Genomic DNA, 21,258 nt, shown 5'->3' with positions numbered 1-21,258 from the left:
TTATCATTTGTAAGGAATCAGCTTGTCCTCCTTTATATGCTCATTTTATCAGAATATACTTCATTTCTCCAGTCAGAAATTGTGAAAAGATAGCGAAAAGACATGTTGACTTTTCGACAGTATATTGTTTACTCTGAAAAAAGAAAATTATTTTTATTAAAACTGCAACTTTACCATTCAAAATCCGTCTTATCTTATGAAGACAAAATAAAAGAAACGTGAGGTGAAAAAAGTGGAAGATACAGTAATTATCAATCTGTATTTTGACAGATCGGAAAAAGCCATACAGGCGACCGAAGAAAAGTATAGCAGGTACTGCTTCAGTATTGCCTGGAATGTTCTGTATGATAAGGAAGACTCCGATGAATGCGTCAATGATACATGGCTAGCCACATGGAACTCCATACCACCCAGAAAACCGGCAATTCTATCTGTTTTTCTTGGAAAAATAACCCGAAACCTGGCAATTGACTGTTTTCGCAGGAAAAAAGCTGCAAAACGGTCAACAGAGCACATATTAGAATTATGCAAAGAACTGGAAGAGATAGAGGATGTAACAGCATATTCTTTGAATGATGAAATTCAGAGAAAAGAGATTCTGGAAATTCTTGAAAAATTTCTGGAATCCCTGAAAAAAGGTGACTGTGACATTTTTATACGACGCTACTGGTATATGGACAGCATCAGCGAAATTTCAGCCCGTCATGGAATTTCAGAAAGCAGAATCAAATCCAGCCTCTATCGAAGCAGAAAAAAACTATGGGAAAGGGTGAAGCATTTATATGGAAAAAGGATTTAAAACATTAGAACTGATCGGTGATCTGGATGATAAATACATATATGAAGTTTCTAAACCATGGAAAAAACAGCACCGCTTTTCACGGATGCAGAGAAAGTGGAAAATAGCAGCAGCCGGAATCATACTGCTTATCACTGCAGGATGTACACTGAAGTATCAGGAAGATGTAAAAGCAGCATTACAGAGAGTGACCTCCTGGATCGGACAGGCACTGGGAATTGAGAACGGTGACACCGATTCTTATACAAATGTTGTAGGAAAAAGCATCTCAAGAGATGGAATCACCATAACATTGAATGAGATTGTAATGGACAGCAAAAATCTATGGATTGCATATTCCGACAGTGAAGACTTAAACGACAAGAATCACACCGGAAAAGAACAAACGAAAAAAGACCTGACCTCTCAGGACACAGACTCAGATACACAGAATACAATAGAGGACAAAATCTTATTTACAGAAGTACGAATTAATGGTCAGGAAATCCATCAGGGTCTGGGGCAAAGAACAGTCAATAACAATGCTTTGTCAGAAAATCCAATAACAGTAGAAGACTTTACAATTGGAGAAGAAATCAACACAGAGGGAACTGTAAACATAGAGTTCAAAGTATGGTCGATCGCAATGTCTGATGCCGAAACATGGGAAAACATCCAGAAAATACAGGCCAATACACAACCTTATACATTTAAACTCACAACATCAAAAGAAGAGCTGGAGAAAAACACCGTAGATATAAATCTGGATCAGAACATTAAATTCGATTCCAACATTCTCAACCTTACAGAATTCAGATGGAATCCATTCGAAAGTACAATTTACGGAACATATGATGGAACAGTGTATATTGACAGTGACTATTATCTGATTGGAACAGACGATCAGGAAAACAAAATCTGCTATCAGGAGACAGGAAGAAATGGCGAAGAAACTGCATTCCAACAAACCATAGACCCTGAATTCACCGTCTACAAAGAAATCTCTCCGGAAGCAAAATTAATCACATTACAATTATATGAAGTAAAAAACGATACAGCCCACCAGGTATTCGAAGAAAAAACAGATAAAGATTCCTCAGATGATGTCTACGAAGAATCTGCAGGCTATGTATATAATGAGGGAGAAAGCCCCACAGATGACGCAATACTAATAGGAGACAAGTTTACAGTACAGATAAGATGAAAATGAAGAAGACATATTATTTAAACAAAGATGTTCTGCCGACAATCCCGGTACCACATGATTGTATAATTAAAAAAATCCGTATAGAGCACAAATGGCTAATATTTACCTTTGACAATGATACATCCTATTATGATTCTGTCAGAAAACTTAGCCCAAACATCAGGAATTTGATTTTGAAATATCATCTAAGTAATCCAGAAGACTTTTCTGTATATAAGTGTAGTAAAACTTTAAAACGAATCTTAAATAAAGAATGCTATATACGCCAGAATACCAGGAAAATTACAAAATTACCCCGCAAACGTCTGGAATATTTGTACCATAATGTAGGATACTGTTCGATTATAACTAAGTTGCATTCAGATGCTCCTGTTATGATAGATGCAGGGGTTGATTATCTGGTATATGAGTGGATAGAATAGTATGACTAATGAAGTAAAATATATATCTTTGTAGACGTTACATCTTCGAAACGTTATACTATTTCCATAAACTAATCGAGGTGATCCCAAAATGAAAAACAAAATCCTGGTAATCGAAGATGACAGAGCAATTTCCGAATTATTATGTATGAACCTAACCATAGCTGGATACGAAACAGTAGCCGCCTACGACGGAATAGAAGCCCAGCGCCTATTGCTATGGAATGAAGATGCAGACCTTGCAGTTGTCGATATTATGCTTCCCGGCAAAGATGGCTTTGCTCTGATGGAAGATTTCCGCGCAAAGAATCTCCCGGTGATCTACCTTACTGCAAAAGATGACGTAGCATCCAAAGTAAAAGGCCTGAAACTCGGTGCAGAAGATTATATGGTAAAGCCTTTCGAAATGTTGGAACTTCTTGTACGGATTGAAAAAATCCTTGAAAGAACCGGCCGTGCAAAGAGAATTCTCACAATCAAAAATATTCAGGCAGATCTCCAGAGCCATCAGATTCTGAAAGATGGGATTCCCGTAAACCTGAAACCACTGGAATACGATCTCTTTATCCTGCTCTTACAGAACAAAAACATCGCACTTGGAAGAGAAGAACTATTAAAACGTGTCTGGGGCGAAGAATATCTGGGAGAGAGCAGAACTGTAGACGTGCATATCGGCCAGCTCCGCAAGAAACTGGAGTTGTACGATGAAATAAAAACAATCCCAAAACTTGGCTATCGACTGGAGGACTAACCGCTATGAAGTTGTGGAAACGGACAGTAGCACTTATGCTGATAACACTTTTGTGCTCTCTGATACCGGTCGGTGTCCTGAGCCTGTATGTCACAGGAAAAAGAAGCCTGAATAATGCTGCTGAAACCTATGGACGACAGCTTGCAAATGGAAAAAATCTCCTGGAACAATTCTGGGACAACAGTAAATATGAGCAGATGTCAGAAACAGGAAAAAAATCTTATCTGGAATTCCAGTTTCTGAGATGCTGCGGTGAGAAAATGCTCTTCATTAATTCCGAAAGTAAAGAAGCCGTAGTAAACCGCACAGATTATGAGATTGTCAGCATGGATAATCTCGGTTTAAACAACAAAACGGATTCCTATGAGTACAAAATCCAGAAACTGAATCACAAATACTTACTTTTACAGCATACGCTGCTTACAAATCCAGAGGGTTACGAAATACTTTCAGTCCGTGATGTTACTTCTATGTTTACGGAACTGAGACAGACGGCAGCCTGGTTCCTGGGAATCTATCTGGCAGTATTTTGCATTGCTGGTCTGTTTATCTATCTAATGATGAAGCGGACCGTACAGCAAATGGAAAAACTGCAGGAAGTAGCCGGAAAACAGGAAATGCTTATGGGAGCACTTGCCCACGAAATGAAAACACCACTTACTTCTATTATCGGATATTCAGACACCCTGCGTCATGTAAAATTAAACGATGAACAAAAAGACCGCGCCCTGGAACATATAAGCCGCGAGGGAAAAAGACTTGAAAAACTTTCCGGAAAAATGCTCCAGATGCTGGGACTCCATCAGAATGATTCAATAAAAATGGAGTTACACACGATAGGAGAACTGCTAGAACATGTAGTTCAGCTGGAGGCAGAACCAGCAGCGCAGAGACAGATACAATTACAGACAGAGTACGAAGATTTTTTCCTGAAAATGGATGATGAATTAATGGAAAGTCTTCTTGTAAATCTGATAGATAACGCTCTCCGTGCTACAGAAGCAGGAGGTCGTATTACCGTAAAAGCATATAAAGAATCGGGTAGGAAAATTCTGGAAGTTGCAGACAACGGTCGGGGAATCCCACAGGAAGAACTGGGAAAAATTACGGAAGCTTTTTACATGGTAGACAAATCCAGAAGCCGCCAGGAGGGCGGAGCAGGACTTGGACTTGCGTTATGTGTAAAAATCGCAGAAGTTCATGGAGGCAGACTGGACATCACAAGCCAGCTTGGAACAGGAACGAAAGTAAGAGTAATATTTGATAAAAAAAGATAAGGATTTAACCTGATCAAACAAATATTCTGCTTCAATTATGAATAACTGACCGATCCAGACGTATTCACTCGTTATTACATGGACAATATTAAACAGATGAAATTTACAACTTGTTTACATCTTGATGAATACATTAGAAGTACAGTATGGTACTCTTTTCTTATAAGAAGAGGGTACCTTTTTTAACTAAACTGCGAAGCAGATGATTTTATCCGCTTGACTGAATCAGGAATGTAAAGAATGCGGATAATTTTATCTGACTGACCAAATTAAGCAGCAAAGAAAATATTTTATCTGCTCAGCTACATATGCGAAAGGAGGAGAAAGAAATGAAGAAAATAAAAATATTTGTGGGAGCTCTTTTATGTATGAATCTTTTAACAATATCAGGATGTGACAAGGTCGTTCATTCTGCCGTTGTAGAAGAAAAGGATAAGACTGTTGTAAAGACAGAGGAAAACAAAGAGAAAGAAACAGTTCAGAAAACAGTCGCTGAACAGGTTCAGGCTCCGGAAACCTATCAGACAACCATTCAGTCGGATTTAAGATCCTCAGAGCGAACAGATCAGGAAAATCCTATGAAATTTACCTTGACAGCCGATGCACCGGTGGAAGTGCCGGATGTGGATGCCATATGTCTGAAAAATGTAAAAAAAGCGACAATTTCTGAAGAAGAGCCACAGAAAGTACTGGATACTTTTGCCAAAGGGCAATTGTTGAAACAAGACTATGATGGATTGGCAGAAACATATGAGGTGGATGGACTGACGTACCAGTATACAGGTACATTCCCCGATTTAGAAGCATTTAGTTTTTGGGAAAAATATGCTGCGTTTGATGATGTGAACGAAGAAAATATGTCTCAGGATGAGAAAAAACAAAGAGCAGAACGATTTCAGAATTATATAAAAGCAGGAAATCAGAATATGACTGATGACGGCGCAGAAAATTATGTAAAGGATATTGTTTCTGGAGAATGGCACCTGTTTGACAGTGCATCAAAAGAACTCACAGAAGAAAACTGCACTTTGGAAAAGACCTCTTTTTTCTTTGAAAGAATGGTCGATGGTGTACCTGTTAATTATATACGGAATTCTTATCTGCCATATGATGAATTATCCCGTCCCTGGATAGATGAAGACGATAATTTTCATGAAGCGCAGTGCGATGTGTGGGATAATGAATCGCTGACAATGATTTTCTGCAGCGGAACACTTCAGAGTTTCCAACACAGTGATCCAATTGAGGTATCAGATGCTTCAGATGAAGCATTGTTTCTTCTGCCATTTGATGAAGTCAAAGATATTTTTGAAAATACGATTACCATGCAGATTATGACAGAACAGGAATACCATCTGCCGGCAGTAGATGGCATAAGTTTCTGTCGTTATCCATCTGTTGATGCACAGAGTGTTGAGATGACAATAACTAAAGTTCAACTGGGATATATGCGTGTGCGGGAGGGTAACAGCAGTACAGAGGGAAGTCTGATTCCGGTATGGGATTTCTATGGAACCTGGAATTCCCAGGAACCGGCCTATGCAGATGGCGGTGATGAAATGGTTATAGACAGCGTTACTATGGATCGCATCGGTGTACCACTTCTCACAATTGATGCACGAGATGGCAGTGTCGTACAAAGAGTACAGAATGGACCATCATCAGGTACATTTCCTGGTGGTGTTGGAGAGTGCGAATAAAACGAATAAATAAGAAATGACATCTCCTTATGGCATGAGATAAAAAATATCGCCACATTGCCTTATAATGGGACAATGTGGCGTACACTTTATCAGTTAGTTGTTTATAGCAATTCCATAGAATGATTAGAATATAGAATATTTTCTGGTTTTGCTATAATTTTGTTTATATTTTCAAAAATCCTGTTCATGTACAACCAAAACAAGTCAAAAGTATAATAAGGGAAACCACTGAAATCAGGTTTCCGTAATGGACATTTCTGTGATGGCAGAAATGTCTTTTACATATAACGGCAGATTTTAAAGTAGTTAGCGTAAAAGTTCATAACGTAATGAATGTAGGATACAAATTTTTTCATTTGGTTTTCCTCCTTTTCTTTATCTTACAGGCACATTATAGTATAGGAAAGAGAAGATTACCTGCCAAATGAAAGGAAAAAGTAGACAAAACTTGCAGGAGATTAAATAGTATGTTTCCGGTATATGAAGAAAAAAAGGAAAATCTGCATTTGAGGTTAATGGCATCTGGACATGCTTCTCCTCATCTGCACAATTCAATTGAGTTTATTTATGTGACAGAAGGTACGCTGGAACTGGGAATGGGGCAGGAATTATTTCATATGGAGACAGGGGATTTTGCAGTTATATTTCCGGATGTGATTCATCATTACCAGGTCTTTTCAGATGGAGTGAATAAGGCATGTTATCTTTGGGCACAGCCATCTCTTGGAGAACAGTTTGCTGCTACAATGCAGAATTTTTGTCCGGTGAATCCGGTGATAAAGAAGAAAGAAGTATCACCGGACATTGTAAATGCGATTCACTGTCTGAGGGAAAACAAGAAACAGAAAAAGAGAGATGCAGTCGTTGAGCAGGCGTATGTACAGATTTTACTGGCCAGAAGTATTCCCTGTTTTAGTTTAACAGAGAAAGAGAATGTGGAGAGCAATGACATCATTTATCAGACGGTATCCTACATTGCCAAGCATTATAAGGAAGATATTTCTCTGGAAACAATGGCCAGAAATCTGGGAATCAGCAAATACGCACTGTCCAGAGTATTTTCGGGAACTTTTCATCGTAATTTTAAGCAGTATTTGAATGAGCAAAAATTAAACTATGTCTGTGTACACCTGGAATGTACGGATAAAAGCATTACAGATATTTGTCTGGATGCAGGATTTGAAAGCCAGAGAACCTTTAACAGGGTTTTCCGTGAAAGATATAAAGTAACTCCGAGAGAGTACAGGAATCTTTACAGGGAACAATATAGAGTTCAGCCTCAGGATAGTAATATGTGAAATATAAAGGTAAATCACAGGGGATAAAATATCCGATTACCTCATATCAGAGAAATATATGCAATATGCACAAAAATCACAGTATAAAACTGTCTATATTTATTATTGCGCAAATATTGCGTAAAGAGAAAGTTAAAAACTCTTTAATTTTGTGCATATTTTGTCTCATTCGGTTTATATAGTTTCGATTTCTTTTATTTTATAATAATCACCGAACAAAGGCGAAAACCGCCTGAACGGAGAAATCGGTATAAACTATGAGAGGAAGTAGAAAATGGAAGAAAAAAAGTACTTAAAATGGTATAACAAAGTCGGATATGGCTCGGGTGATGTGGCAGGTAATGTTGTTTATGCATTCTTATCCTCCTTTGTAATGCTGTATTTGACCAATACGGTTGGATTGAATGCAGGTATCGTCGGAACCCTGATCGCATTGTCAAAGTTATTTGATGGTGTAACAGATATTTTCTTTGGTTCCATGATTGATAAGACGCACACAAGAATGGGAAAGGCAAAACCATGGATGCTTTATGGCTATATCGGATGCGCCGTAACCCTGATCGGTATCTTTGCAATCCCGGAAAGTCTTGGAAAAACAGCACAGTATGCATGGTTCTTTATTGCATATTCCTTACTGAACGCAGTTTTCTATACAGCAAACAACATCGCATATTCAGCGCTGACAGCACTGATCACAAAGAACAGCAAAGAACGTGTGGAAATGGGATCTTACCGTTTCATCTTTGCATTCTCTACCAGTCTTCTGATCCAGTCTGTTACAATTAAATTTGTAGAGATCATGGGTGGCGGAGCAGCAGGATGGAGAACTGTAGCCATCATTTACGCGATCATCGGTCTGGTCGTTAATACAATTTCCGCATTATCTGTTAAAGAACTTCCGGAAGAAGAATTAAATGACGGTGTGGATAATTCCGCAGATGAGAAATACTCTCTTGTTGAAGCAGCAAAACTGCTGTTTGCAAATAAATATTACATTATGATCTGTGTTACTTATATTCTTCAGCAGATTTACTCAGCTATGCTGAATATGGGTATTTACTATATGATGTATGTTCTGTTAAATGAAAACTTATTCCCTGTATTCTCATGGGCGATCAACATTCCACTGATCATTGCTCTTCTGATCACACCATCACTGGTGGCAAAATGGCAGGGATTATATAAGTTAAATGTTACCGGCTATGCGATCGGAACTATTGGAAGAGGACTTGTAATCGTTGCCGCATATATGCACAGTGTTCCGCTTATGCTGGCGTTTACAGCAGTTGCAGCTTTTGGTATGGGACCATGGCAGGGAGATATGAATGCAGTAATTGCCAATTGTTCTGAATATACATACCTTACAAAAGGCAAACGTGTAGATGGAACGATGTATTCCTGCACATCTCTTGGTATCAAACTTGGAGGCGGACTCGGAACCGCTATCACAGGATGGCTTCTGGCATTCAGTAAATTTGATCAGAATCTGGCAACACAGCCAGCTTCCTGCATCAGCATGCTTCATATTATGTATCTCTGGGTACCATTTGTTATCTGTATTATTATTACATTTATCATGTCAAGAATGAACGTAGAGAAAGCAAACAAAGAGCTGATATCCGGAAGAAGATTAAACGGATAATAAATAAAAATCATATAAAGACTAAAAAGATAATTCCCCTCTGTTTTGATAGAAGCAGAGGGGAATTATTAAATAGAGATAAATGGGCATTTTGTACTATAACAATGCCGGAAAATATTGTTATAAGAAAGTAATATATAGGGTGAGCAAATGTCAAACAGGAGAAGAGAAGCCAAATTCAAATATTGCCAGATCCCGGACGGAGAGGACCTGCTGGCAGTGCTGGGAAGCGCAGGAATCAAAACATATGGTCTGGATGAGGTGAGAAGAATCGTTCTGCCGAATCATTTCCATAATTTACTGGAGATTGGAATCTGCAGAAGGGGCAGAGGGACGGTAGTATTTAATAATGACAGAAGATTTTATACAGAGAATTCAGTGATCATTATTCCTGCAAATTTTCCTCATAATATTATTAATGCGGAGGGAGAGAAAAGTTTCTGGGAATTCATTTATGTTGATACTATGGAATTTTTATTAAATGCAAAGTTCAGAAAAAGAGATGCACAGCGTTTCCAGAACAGGATTGAAAGCGGTCCGATCAAAAGGCAGAAGGAAGAAGTCCCGCTGCTTGTGCGTGAACTTGACTGCCTTATGGATCAGATCAGAATACAGGACTATGGGTACAGAAATTGTGTAAAAGGACTTTTATTTACAGTACTTATGGAAATCGTGAAAATTAATTCGGATGAATTTGTAAATGAGAAACGTCAGGACACAATGGAATATGTAAATGATGATAAGTCCGGAAAGCTGCAGCTTGCATTGTCATTTGTGGAGGAACATTTTGCGGAAGACATCAAAATATCTGATATTGCGGAAGCAACATTTATCAGTGAAAGCTATCTCAGAAGGTTATTTTCCGAAAAATACAATATGACTCCCGTTCACTATGTAAATTATGTCCGGATACAGGAAGCCTGTAAACTGTTAAAAAATAAAAAATTTAATATCAGTGAAGCAGCACAAGAAGTAGGATTCAATAATATGTCTACGTTTATAACAAATTTCAGAAAAGTAAAAAATCAGACGCCAGGGCAGTGGATAAAAGATGTACATAAAAGCATAGGGGAAAGGTAACTGTTTGGTACTTTTATAGTTATGAATAAAGGATAGATAAGCAGTAAAACCGGGAAAAAGCAAAAGACATGCGCAAAAACTGAAAATAAATTTGCGCATGAGAATAAAATATTCATTTATTGTAGCGAAAACGATAACTTTTTGAATAAGAAATTAGGTATAATTTATATAAGTTGAATCGGTTTAACAGAAAATATTGTACATAATAACCAAAAATAATGCGCAAAATATAGGAGGAATGAGAGTGAAAAAGCGAACAAAAATGATTGCTCTTCTTATGGCGACTATCGTAGGCAGCAGTCTTTTAGCTGGATGTGGAGCAGGAACGGATACAAAATCATCAAAATCAGACAGTTCTTCTGATACAGAGAAATCAGACAGTGCGGAGAAGACATCTTCAGATGGTGATGACCAGACTCTGACTGTATGGGCATGGGACCAGTCATTTAATATTTACGCAATGAAAGAGGCAGAGAAGATCTATCAGAAAGATCATCCGGATTTCAAGCTTAATATTGTAGAAACTCCATGGGATGACATGCAGACTCAGCTGGGAACAATTGTTGGCTCAGGAAATTATTCTCAGCTTCCTGATATCTGTCTGATGCAGGATTTCGCATTCCAGAAATATGTAACTACTTATCCGGATCTGTATCAGGATATTACAGATTCAGGAATTGATTTTTCACAGTTTGCTGAAAGTAAACTGGCAGCATCAACAATTGATGGAAAGAATTATGGTGTTCCATTTGATAATGGTGCTGAGGTTGCATGTTACAGAACAGATATTCTTGACCAGGCAGGTTATACACTGGATGATCTGACTGATATCGACTGGAACAAATTTATTGAAATCGGATCTGATGTTTATGAAAAAACAGGTTACTCCTTACTTTCTGTTCAGGCAGGAAGCTCAGACTTGATCTATCAGATGATGCAGTCAGCAGGATTTGGAACATGGAAGGACGACGGTACTCCTGATATTGCCGGAAACGAACATATTAAACAGTGCATTGAGATTTATCAGGAAATGGTCGAAGCTCATGTCCTTGCAGTTGTAAACAGCTGGGATGAATATGTAGCAACCTTTACAAGTGGAAAGACAGCAGGCGTTATCAATGGATGCTGGATCCTTGCATCTATCCAGACAGCAGAAGACCAGTCCGGAAACTGGGGACTGACAGATATGCCGGCAATTCCGGATGCGGAAACTGCTACCAACTATTCAAATCAGGGTGGTTCCACATGGGCGATCACTACAAACTGCAAAAATACAGAACTTGCAGAAGATTTCCTTGCAAAAACATTTGCGGGAAGTGTAGAACTGTATGACACCATTCTTCCAAGCTCCGGAGCACTTGCTACATGGCTCCCGGCAAGTGAGAGTGAAGTTTACAGTGAGCCGCAGGAATTCTTCGGCGGACAGGCAATTTACAAACAGATTTCCGACTTTGCTTCCAAGACACCAACTGTAGATCTGGGCGTATATTACACTGAGGCAAATCAGGCACTTGCTACAGCAGTGGCAAATGTATCCGGCGGATCAGACATTGATTCTGAACTGAAGACAGCACAGGATACAGTAGAATTTAATATGGGACAGTAATTCAGACAGAGAGATGCTCCTGTATAAAAAGTGCATGAGCATCTCTTTCCATATCATCTTTCCCATAACAATTTTTCTGATCATATAAGTGTGAAAGAATATCGTAATGAAAGCTGGTGTAAATCTATGAATAAAAAGAAAGGTCTCAGTATGAGACAGAAACAGAATGCAACCGGATGGTTATTCCTGGTTCCTGCGATCATACTGATCTGCGGATTCAGTATCTATCCGATGATCAGTGCCCTGATCACTTCTTTCAAAACAGGAACCGGTACAAACATGACATTTACCGGACTTACAAACTACATAAGATGTTTCAAAGATGATGTATTTATCCAGTCACTGAAGAACTGCTTTTTCTATCTGATCATTCAGGTTCCGGTCATGCTGATCCTGGCATTGGCTCTGGCATCTATCCTGAATAATCCGAAGATCAAAGCAAGAGGATTTTTCAGAACAGCAATTTTCCTCCCATGTGCAACTTCTCTGGTTGCATATGCGATCATTTTCCGTTCTTTATTTGCAACAGACGGATTTATTAACACCATTGCTGTAAAACTTGGAATTCTTGACAGCGCATATAATTTCCTGGCAAACCCATTAAGTGCAAAGATCGTTATCATTATTGCGCTGGTATGGAGATGGACAGGATATAATATGGTATTCTATCTGGCAGGACTTCAGAATATTGAATATTCTGTTTATGAAGCAGCCAAGATTGACGGCGCTTCTGCAATCCAGACTTTCTTTAAGATCACAGTACCTTTACTGAAACCTACAATCCTGATGACTGCCATCATGTCCACAAATGGTACACTGCAGTTATTCGATGAATCTATGAACCTGACACACGGCGGTCCTGGAAATGCTTCCATTACCATGTCTCATTATATTTATAATATGTCATTCAAGGGCGTACCGAATTTCGGATACACTTCAGCAATGTCATTTATTATCCTGATCATGGTGGCAATCCTGGCACTTGTACAGATGAAAGTAGGTGATGATCGTGAATAATAAAGTAAAAATGACTCTTATGTATATTTTCCTCGGAATCTGTACAGTAATTTCTGTATTCCCGTTATTATGGATGATCATTGCAGCAACAAACAAGAGCGTGGATGTTATCGCAGGTAAGCTTACTTTCGGTTCTTACCTGATGGAGAACTACAGAAATCTGATCAGTCAGCAGCCATTGTGGGGAAACTTCCTCAATTCCTGTAAATATACGATTCTTGTAACTGCTTTCTCCCTGATTGTAAGCTCTCTGGCAGGTTATGCTTTTGAGATTTACCGTGACAAGGCAAAAGAGAAAATGTATGCCATCGTATTGATGTCCATGATGATTCCGTTTGTTGCACTGATGGTACCGTTATTCAGAATGTATTCCCGTCTGGGACTCTTAAATACAGCAGTAGGCTTTATGCTTCCGTCTCTGGCAACACCGCTTCTGATCATGATGTTCAGAACTAATGCCAAAGCATTTCCGGTAGACATTATCGAAGCTGCACGTATTGACGGTCTTAGCGAATTTGGAATTTTCTTCCGCATGTATATCCCATCCATGAAATCCATTTTTGCGGCAGCTGGTGTAGTTACATTTATGAATGCATGGAATAACTACTTATGGGCGAAGGTAATCATGTCTGATAATACAACTCAGACAATGCCTATGCTGATCTCCAACCTGACATCAGGATATGTGACTGACTACGGTATGGTTATGCTGTCAGTTCTTATCACGACAATTCCGACAGCGATCGTATTCTTCTTACTGCAGAAGAACTTCGTAGAAGGTATTACAGGATCAGTAAAATAAGACAGACGAGAGGATGCACATACATGGATAATAAAGTAAATATCAGCCAGGTGGCCAAGGATGTAGGTGTATCAGTTTCGACAGTTTCGAGAGCTTTGTCCGGCAAAGGGCGGATCTCAGAATCTACAAGAGAGAAAATCAACAGCTATCTTTCAGAAAAGCAGCTAATTCCTAACACAAGGGAAAAACGTTATACAGACATTGTTACGAAGATGATATCTGTGGTGTTACCCGGAGAAGAAAACTTTGCTTCTATGCCATATTTTTTAAACATTTTGCTGAGTGTATATGATTATTTTTCCATCCGTGGCTACCAGGTAAATCTGATCAAGGTGACACCAACAGATATTTCCAATCTGACACATGCGGTGGAAGAACATGTCATGGATGGCGTGATCCTTACACGTATGGTGGAAAACAACGACGAGATTGTTTATCTGAAGCAGGCCGGTGTTCCATTTGTAGTAATCGGGCCTTATGATGATCCATCTGTACTTCAGGTGGATACAGATAATGAAGCTGCATGCTGTGATATTACGAATGTACTGCTTCAGAAAGGTCTGGACAAAATGGCAGTTATGTGTGCGAAACAGGAACATTACATTAACAGAAAGAGATTTCAGGGAATATTGAAAGCCTACATGGAAAGTTACATGTTGCTTGACCGCAGATATGTTTTTTATGATACAGAATTCGAGAATATAGCGGAAATGGCGATAGAGAAGGTGCTGGCATCTGATGTAAACTGTATTCTGTGTATGGATGACAATATCTGTTTGGTGATCTTAAGAATTCTGCGCAAAAAGGGAATTCCGGTTCCTGAAAGAATAAAAGTGGCTTCTCTTCATAACAGTAATCTGCTGGATGAATGGTATCCACCTGTCAGCTGTGTTCACTTTGATGTGGATGAGCTTGGAAAAGAGGCAAGCAGGATTTTGTATGTATATCTTACAGAAAATAAGAGACTGCCGAAATCTATATTAGGCTATGAACTGCAAATGAAGGCTTCTACAAATTAGCCGGTAAAAATATAAATCGGATGTAAAAAAAGGCTTATTTGCCGGATAGAAAAAACGATGTCAGATCCCAAGAGGTGTTCATGATCTGACATCGTTTTTCCATATAAGTATATTTATGTTAAGGAGGTTTTTATGGAGTTTAAAACAGACATGCTGCTTCATGGCGGCGACTATAATCCGGAACAGTGGTTAAAGAGACCTGATATTCTTGAAAAAGATATAGAAATGCTTTCAGAATCAGGATGCAATGTGGTAAGCCTTGGGATTTTTTCCTGGGCAACACTGGAACCGGAAGAGGGAGTTTTTAACTTTGGATGGCTGCAGGAGATTATTGATAAGCTTTATAAAAGAGGAATTTACACAATTCTGGCAACTCCGTCAGGTGCGAGACCGAAATGGATGGCAGATAAATATCCTGAGGTTCTCCGTGTAGATGAAACACGACACAGAAATCTCTTCGGGTTCAGACATAATCACTGTTATACATCTCCTGTATACAGAGAAAAAGTACATATCATAAACAAAAAGCTGGCAGAAGAAGTGGCCGTACATCCGGGCGTAATTTTATGGCATATTTCTAATGAATACGGCGGAGAGTGCCATTGCCCGCTCTGCCAGGATGCATTCCGCAAATGGCTGAAAGAAAAATACCAGACGATCGAAAATCTGAATGATCAGTGGTGCACTACATTCTGGAGCCACAACTATAACAGCTTTGATCAGATTGAGAGTCCGTCAAGGATCGGAGAAACTCAGCTTCATGCATTAAATCTGGACTGGAAACGATTTGTTACCCATCAGACTGCGGATTTCCTCCATCATGAAATTCAGGCAGTGAGGGATGGTGGAAGCAATCTTCCTACAACAGCAAATCTCATGTATCATTATAAAGGGCTGGACTATTTTAAGATTGCAAAAGAAATTGATGTCGTTTCCTGGGATACTTACCCTACATGGCATAAAGAAGATGCGATCGACACAGCTGATGATAATGGATTGTATCATGATCTGATGCGGTCTCTGAAGGGAAAACCATTTATCCAGATGGAATCCTGCCCGGCAGCTACTAACTGGCAGGGTGTAAGTAAACTGAAGAAGCCGGGAGTTCTCTTTGCACAGTCTATGGAAGCAATCGCACATGGAAGTGAGGGGGCGCTTTATTTCCAGATCCGTCAGAGCCGTGGAGCTTCTGAGAAGTTCCATGGAGCAGTGATCGATCATTATGGCGGAAAAGATACAAGAGTATTTAAAGAGGTTTCTGAAACCGGAGAAGCCCTGAAAAAGATAAAAGAACTGGCCGGAACAGTCGTAAACAGTAAAGCAGCGATCATCTATGACTGGGACAGCCAGTGGGCAATGGAAGATAGTCAGGGACCGAGAAACAAGGGACTTCACTATATGGAAGCACTGAGAAAATTTTACAGAGGTTTCCGCAGACAGGGTCTGAATGTAGATCTGATAGATATGACCTGTGATCTGGACAAATATAAGATACTGGCACTGCCTATGGTATATATGTTTAAAAAGGGATTTGCAGAGAAAGTCCGTGCTTTTGTGGAAAATGGCGGTTATCTGATCACAAGTTACTGGTCAGGAATCGTGGATGATACAGACAGATGTTATCTGGAGGGAACTCCTCACGGACTGATGGATGTACTGGGGATCAGAAGTACAGAGCTTGATGCTCTTTACGACTGGGAAGAAAACAGACTGATTCCTGTACAGAATAATGAACTTGGACTGGACAGAACCTATACCTGTAAATATCTGTGTGATCTTGTGGAACTTCGCGGCGCACGTTCACTGATGACTTATGGAGAGGACTTCTATAAAGGATATTCCTGCCTGACAGTCAATGAGTACGGAAAAGGAAAAGCATGGTATGTAGCTGCTGACGCTGAAAGAGATTTCTATGATGATTTTATTGGAAAAGTAGTTGCTGACAGTGGTATTTCCTGTGGAATAAAAGGCGAAATCCCGGATACACTGGAAATTACAGTAAGAGAAAATGACGATGCAAAATATTATATTTATCAGAACTTCGGAACAGATGCAGTTGAGCTTCCATTGCCGGAGGGAGAGATAGAATGGGTTTACGGCAGCGGAGAAGAACGACTGAAAGTTTATGGACTTGCGGTTGCAAAGATAAAAATAGTTTAACTAAATAAACTGCGGAGCAGTTATTTGGTGTAGAGCCACGTAGCGAAGCGGATGATTTTATCCGCTTGACAATTGCAGCTAACAAAATGTTATATAAATAAATGAAAAAAGGTGACAGCTGAATGGATTTTCAGACGGTCACCTTTTCGGTTAAAAAGATCATTAGAAGTACTAATATAGTCAAATGGAGAAATATTCGTTTCACTGTCTGTTCATAACCAAATGACAGACATGAAATTCTATTTAGAATGAATTTCTTCATTGATCAACAGCTGCTTACGAAACTGTGAGGGAGAAACTCCAAACTGTTTTTTGAAAAAACGACTGAAATAAAGAGGATTCTCATATCCTACCAGATTGGAAATCTCTGAAATATTATAATTAGTTGTTTCCAGCAGAGATTTGGCATTGGTGGTTCGCAAAAGCTGGACATATTGAGCCGGCGTAGTATTTGTATATTGCTTGAAATTCTGGATAAACCAGCTGACGCTGATATTGTGGGAAGCAGCATAATCCTCAATACTTACAGGTTTATTATAATGTGTCCGAAAATATTCCACAGCCTGAGCCATGTCATCCATGATCATTGGATTCTTTTTTCTCGGTTTGGTAAGATGCTGGCGGTGAATCAGAATAAAAAGCTGACGCAGATAATTGACCAGTAATTCTTCATAGTCTTCCTGCTTAAGCTGCAGTTCCTGAATCATGTTTTGATACAGTTGTTTATATTCCATAGAAATACCAGAGCAGATTACATGCACATCATCTGCAATCCCGTATTTACGCAGGATATTCTTTACATTATTTCCTGTGAAATGAACCCAGTACACTTCCGGATGCTCCGCTCCATAATAATAGTAGCGCTGTTCTTCTTTCGGACGGTACAGTACCATGTTTCCCGCAGATACGACCTGCTCTTTTCCATTAAAATAGAAGTGAGCTTTTCCGGAAGCAATGTATAAAAGCTGATAATCTACACGCCCGCGGGGACGGTGAGTGGGAAGTTTTTTTACTGTATAGAGACGGTAAGTACCGCAGCTTCCGACAAATAGAGAATGCTTTTTATCTTTAAAATCAACACGGGACTGATGCCAGTATGCGGAGTTTGTGTACATAGGAAAACCTCCTGTAGAATTCGGATCTGATATTTAAAATTATATCATTTTGTGCATGTTTTGTCGAATAGAGTTTATATGTTTTCCGGCTCCAAAATACTATAATAACAGTATTCACGGGGTGAATGGAAAACTTTGATCCGGGCGTGAAAATATAAGGGATTTCACGCAGAATATAATGAGAAAAAGTATTGGGAGGAAGCCACATGATTGTACCAAAATATTACGAAAACCTGAACGTGTTACATGAGAACACTATGCCATATCGTGCATATTATATGCCGGCATCAAAAGAGATGGGACCGCTGGTCCATGACAGAGAAAAATCAGACAGAATGCAACTTCTGAATGACGTATGGAAATTCAAATTCTACAAGAGCATTTACGACCTGCAGAATAAATTCTATGAAGATGGAGCTGACACAGACAATTTTGACCGGATTCCGGTACCAGGTATTTGGCAGAATTTCGGCTATGACAGTCATCAGTATACCAATGTCCGTTATCCAATTCCACTGGACCCGCCATATGTACCGCAGGAGAACCCATGCGGAGCGTATGTTTACGAATTCCAATATCATAAAGATGCAGATGCACCGGAAGCATTTCTGAATTTCGAGGGTGTAGATTCCTGCTTCTATGTGTGGATGAACGGCTTCTTTGTGGGTTACAGCCAGGTATCCCATGCGACAAGCGAGTTTGATGTAACTGCCTATATGCGTGAGGGAACAAACAAACTGGCAGTGTTGGTTCTGAAATGGTGTGATGGAACTTATCTGGAAGACCAGGACAAGTTCAGAATGACAGGAATCTTCCGTGACGTATATATTCTGAAAAGACCAGAATACGTTCTGTATGATTATTTCATCAAAACAGAACCACAGGAAAACAGCGCCAAAATTGAAATCCAGGCATCCTTTATGGGAGAAAAATGCATCGCAGATGACACAGAGATCCTGCTTCGCGATATGTCTGGAAATCTGGTAGACACAGAGAAATTCACTCCTGCAGAATGCAGTGACGGATATAATTACAAAGCAGAATTTGTCCTCAGTGATCCGCAGCTTTGGACACCTGAAAAACCATATCTGTATGAAATCGTATTTGTATCAGAGCAGGAAGTAATCACTGACCGCGTCGGTATCCGTGAGATTCACCGCAATGGAAGTGTAATCTATGTAAACGGCACAAAGATTAAATTCAATGGTGTAAACAGACATGACTCTGACCCGGTAACAGGTTCAGTGATCAACATTGACAAGATAAATAAAGACCTGACAATGATGAAACAGCATAACTTTAATGCAGTCCGCAGCAGCCATTATCCGAACTCTCCGTATTTCTATCAGTTATGTGATGAATATGGATTCTTTGTGATTGCAGAAGCAGACAATGAGAGTCATGGAACACAGACACAGTATCTGCAGAATTCAGAATGGGACAATGTAGTGGAGCACTGGAACAAACGAATTTCCAACAATCCGGATTTCATTCCGGCCACTCTGGATCGTACAAAACTTTGCGTATGCAGAGAGAAGAACCGTCCATCTATCGTGATCTGGTCAATGGGAAATGAATGCGGATACGGATGCACCTTTGAAGAAGCACTGAAGTGGACAAAGGATTATGACCCGACTCGTCTGACTACTTATGAGAGCGCCTTTTATAAGAGCACAGACAGAGAGTATGATTATTCCAATATTGATATTGTAGGCAGAATGTATCCTGCATTTGAAGAAATCGAAGACTATATGGAAAAAACTCCGGACAAACCTCTGTTACTGGTAGAATACTGCCACGCTATGGGAAATGGTCCTGGAGATTTAGAGGACTATTTTAAATATATTCAGAAATATGATTCTCTCTGTGGTGGATTTGTATGGGAGTGGTGCGATCACGCCATTTACAAAGGAGATGCAGAAAACGGAAAGCCAATCTACTTCTACGGCGGTGATCATGGAGAAGAAATCCATGACGGCAACTTCTGTATGGATGGTCTGGTATACCCGGACAGAACACCGCATACCGGACTGAAAGAGTACAAGAATGTATATCGTCCTGCAAGAGTCGTATCCTATGATCAGGGATCAGGAAAAACTGTACTTCACAACTATATGAATTACATAGACTTACAAGATTATCTGTATCTGACCTATGAAGTAAGCTGCGACGGAAAGAATGTACAGATAGGAGAAATACAGCTGAAAGAGAGTATACCTGCCGGAGAAGAGGGAAAAGTGATTATTCCAGCCCAGACACCAGATGCCGGAAAATGCTACCTTAAAATCAACTACCATCTGAAAGATGAAACAGCACTTCAGGAAAAAGACCAGGATCTGGGATTTGATGAAATCCTGTTGACAAACAAAGATGGAAGAAATCAGACTGTTGCAAACTTGTTTGCAGGTAAGATGCAGAGTAATGATGATTCTGAAAATGCTGGCGGTGCTGACGGAGATAGTGAAACAGGCAGAAACGCCACAGAAAATGAATCTATAGACAGAAGCACTACAGAAATCGAGGATACAGACAAATATCTGAAAATCACTGGCAAGAAGCAGGGCTATGTATATGTATTCAATAAACTGACCGGCCTGTTTGAGAAAATGTATGCAGGAAATAAGCAGCTTTTCACACAGCCAATGGAATTAAACATCTGGCGGGCACCGACAGACAATGACCGAAAGATTAAACTGGAATGGATGAATGCACACTACGACCAGAGCTATGCAAGAGCATACAAAACGACTTATGAATTGGCAGAGGGAACAGTCCTGATTCACAGTGTGATTGGCCTGATGGCACCTACCGTCCAGAAAATCCTTGAAGTAAAAGCAGATTGGCAGATCACTCCTGACGGAGCAGTGTCAGTAAAAATGCAGGTAGAAAGAGACCTGGAATTCCCAATGCTTCCAAGATTTGGGCTTCGCCTGTTCCTGGACAAAGAGTTCACAGACGTTACCTATTCCGGAATCGGACCTGCAGAGAGTTACGTTGATAAAAGACAGGCAGGATACCATGGAGTATTCCAGACAGCAGTTGAGGAAATGCATGAAGACTATCTTCGTCCACAGGAAAACGGAAGCCATACAGACTGTGATTATGTAAAACTTTCCAACAAAGATCAGAGCATCTACGCAGTCAGTGACCTGACATTCTCATTCAATGCATCTGTCTATACACAGGAAGAACTCACAAACAAAGCACACAGCTATGAACTTGAGAACTGCGGCAGCACAGTATTATGCCTGGACTATGCACAGAACGGTATCGGCTCTAACAGCTGCGGCCCGGAACTCTCAAAGAAATACCGCCTGGATCAGGAGAACTTTGAGTTTGATATGAAATTGGTTTTTCAGAAAAAATAAATCTATCAGATAA

The 21,258-nt window shown here is 39.7% G+C and carries 15 protein-coding genes; 14 read left to right on the top strand and 1 reads right to left on the bottom strand.

The genetic code is table 11. From position 1 onward, the window contains the following. The first annotated feature begins 232 nt into the window (after window positions 1-232). From ACTNDS_RS04420 to ACTNDS_RS04360, 13 genes are all read left to right on the top strand, one after another. Window positions 233-799, top strand: a complete 567-nt coding sequence (locus tag ACTNDS_RS04420; RefSeq protein ID WP_055058379.1) for an RNA polymerase sigma factor — start codon at window positions 233-235, stop codon at window positions 797-799. After that, complete coding sequence (locus ACTNDS_RS04415; RefSeq protein WP_441033944.1) at window positions 783-1,982, top strand: DUF4179 domain-containing protein; 1,200 nt, start codon at window positions 783-785, stop codon at window positions 1,980-1,982. Before ACTNDS_RS04420 ends, ACTNDS_RS04415 begins: the two co-directional genes overlap by 17 nt. Window positions 1,983-2,498: 516 nt before the next feature. Continuing rightward, entirely contained in the window at window positions 2,499-3,158 is a 660-nt protein-coding gene (locus ACTNDS_RS04410; RefSeq protein WP_025581106.1) for a response regulator transcription factor, read from the top strand. Window positions 3,159-3,163: 5 nt separating this feature from the next. Beyond that, entirely contained in the window at window positions 3,164-4,435 is a 1,272-nt protein-coding gene (locus tag ACTNDS_RS04405; RefSeq protein WP_441033942.1) for a sensor histidine kinase, read from the top strand. 329 nt (window positions 4,436-4,764) lie between these two features. After that, entirely contained in the window at window positions 4,765-6,135 is a 1,371-nt protein-coding gene (locus ACTNDS_RS04400) for a DUF6034 family protein (RefSeq protein WP_441033940.1), read from the top strand. A 470-nt stretch (window positions 6,136-6,605) separates the two neighbouring features. Continuing rightward, entirely contained in the window at window positions 6,606-7,436 is an 831-nt protein-coding gene (locus tag ACTNDS_RS04395) for an AraC family transcriptional regulator (protein ID WP_441033938.1), read from the top strand. 274 nt (window positions 7,437-7,710) lie between these two features. Beyond that, entirely contained in the window at window positions 7,711-9,078 is a 1,368-nt protein-coding gene (locus ACTNDS_RS04390) for an MFS transporter (protein ID WP_441033936.1), read from the top strand. A gap of 150 nt (window positions 9,079-9,228) precedes the next feature. Next, complete coding sequence (locus ACTNDS_RS04385) at window positions 9,229-10,158, top strand: AraC family transcriptional regulator (RefSeq protein WP_441033934.1); 930 nt, start codon at window positions 9,229-9,231, stop codon at window positions 10,156-10,158. Window positions 10,159-10,402: 244 nt separating this feature from the next. Next, entirely contained in the window at window positions 10,403-11,764 is a 1,362-nt protein-coding gene (locus ACTNDS_RS04380) for an extracellular solute-binding protein (protein ID WP_330687407.1), read from the top strand. A 126-nt stretch (window positions 11,765-11,890) separates the two neighbouring features. Continuing rightward, the gene (locus tag ACTNDS_RS04375; RefSeq protein WP_216459197.1) at window positions 11,891-12,781 is read left to right on the top strand and encodes a carbohydrate ABC transporter permease; all 891 of its coding nucleotides are present in this window, start codon (window positions 11,891-11,893) and stop codon (window positions 12,779-12,781) included. Next, complete coding sequence (locus ACTNDS_RS04370; RefSeq protein ID WP_330687408.1) at window positions 12,774-13,583, top strand: carbohydrate ABC transporter permease; 810 nt, start codon at window positions 12,774-12,776, stop codon at window positions 13,581-13,583. The genes ACTNDS_RS04375 and ACTNDS_RS04370 overlap by 8 nt, the downstream gene beginning before the upstream one ends. A 23-nt stretch (window positions 13,584-13,606) precedes the next feature. Then, window positions 13,607-14,602, top strand: coding sequence for a LacI family DNA-binding transcriptional regulator (locus ACTNDS_RS04365; RefSeq protein WP_300335379.1), 996 nt, complete (start codon window positions 13,607-13,609; stop codon window positions 14,600-14,602). Window positions 14,603-14,734: 132 nt separating this feature from the next. Continuing rightward, entirely contained in the window at window positions 14,735-16,762 is a 2,028-nt protein-coding gene (locus tag ACTNDS_RS04360; protein ID WP_441033930.1) for a beta-galactosidase, read from the top strand. A 239-nt stretch (window positions 16,763-17,001) separates the two neighbouring features. Here ACTNDS_RS04360 and ACTNDS_RS04355 read toward each other — a convergent pair whose 3' ends face one another. Then, on the bottom strand, window positions 17,002-17,877 hold the full coding sequence (locus tag ACTNDS_RS04355; protein ID WP_291808955.1) for an AraC family transcriptional regulator: 876 nt from the start codon (window positions 17,875-17,877) through the stop codon (window positions 17,002-17,004). Window positions 17,878-18,083: 206 nt separating this feature from the next. Between ACTNDS_RS04355 and ACTNDS_RS04350 the strand changes: the two genes are divergently transcribed. Further along, window positions 18,084-21,245, top strand: a complete 3,162-nt coding sequence (locus ACTNDS_RS04350; protein ID WP_291808957.1) for a glycoside hydrolase family 2 TIM barrel-domain containing protein — start codon at window positions 18,084-18,086, stop codon at window positions 21,243-21,245. The last annotated feature ends 13 nt before the right edge of the window (window positions 21,246-21,258 follow it).

It is taken from the genome of Blautia sp. HCP3S3_C12 (assembly GCF_052064155.1).
GTDB lineage: Bacteria > Bacillota > Clostridia > Lachnospirales > Lachnospiraceae > Blautia_A.
Note: the sequence above shows the minus strand (reverse complement) of the source record. Positions and strands in the feature narration are given on the sequence as shown.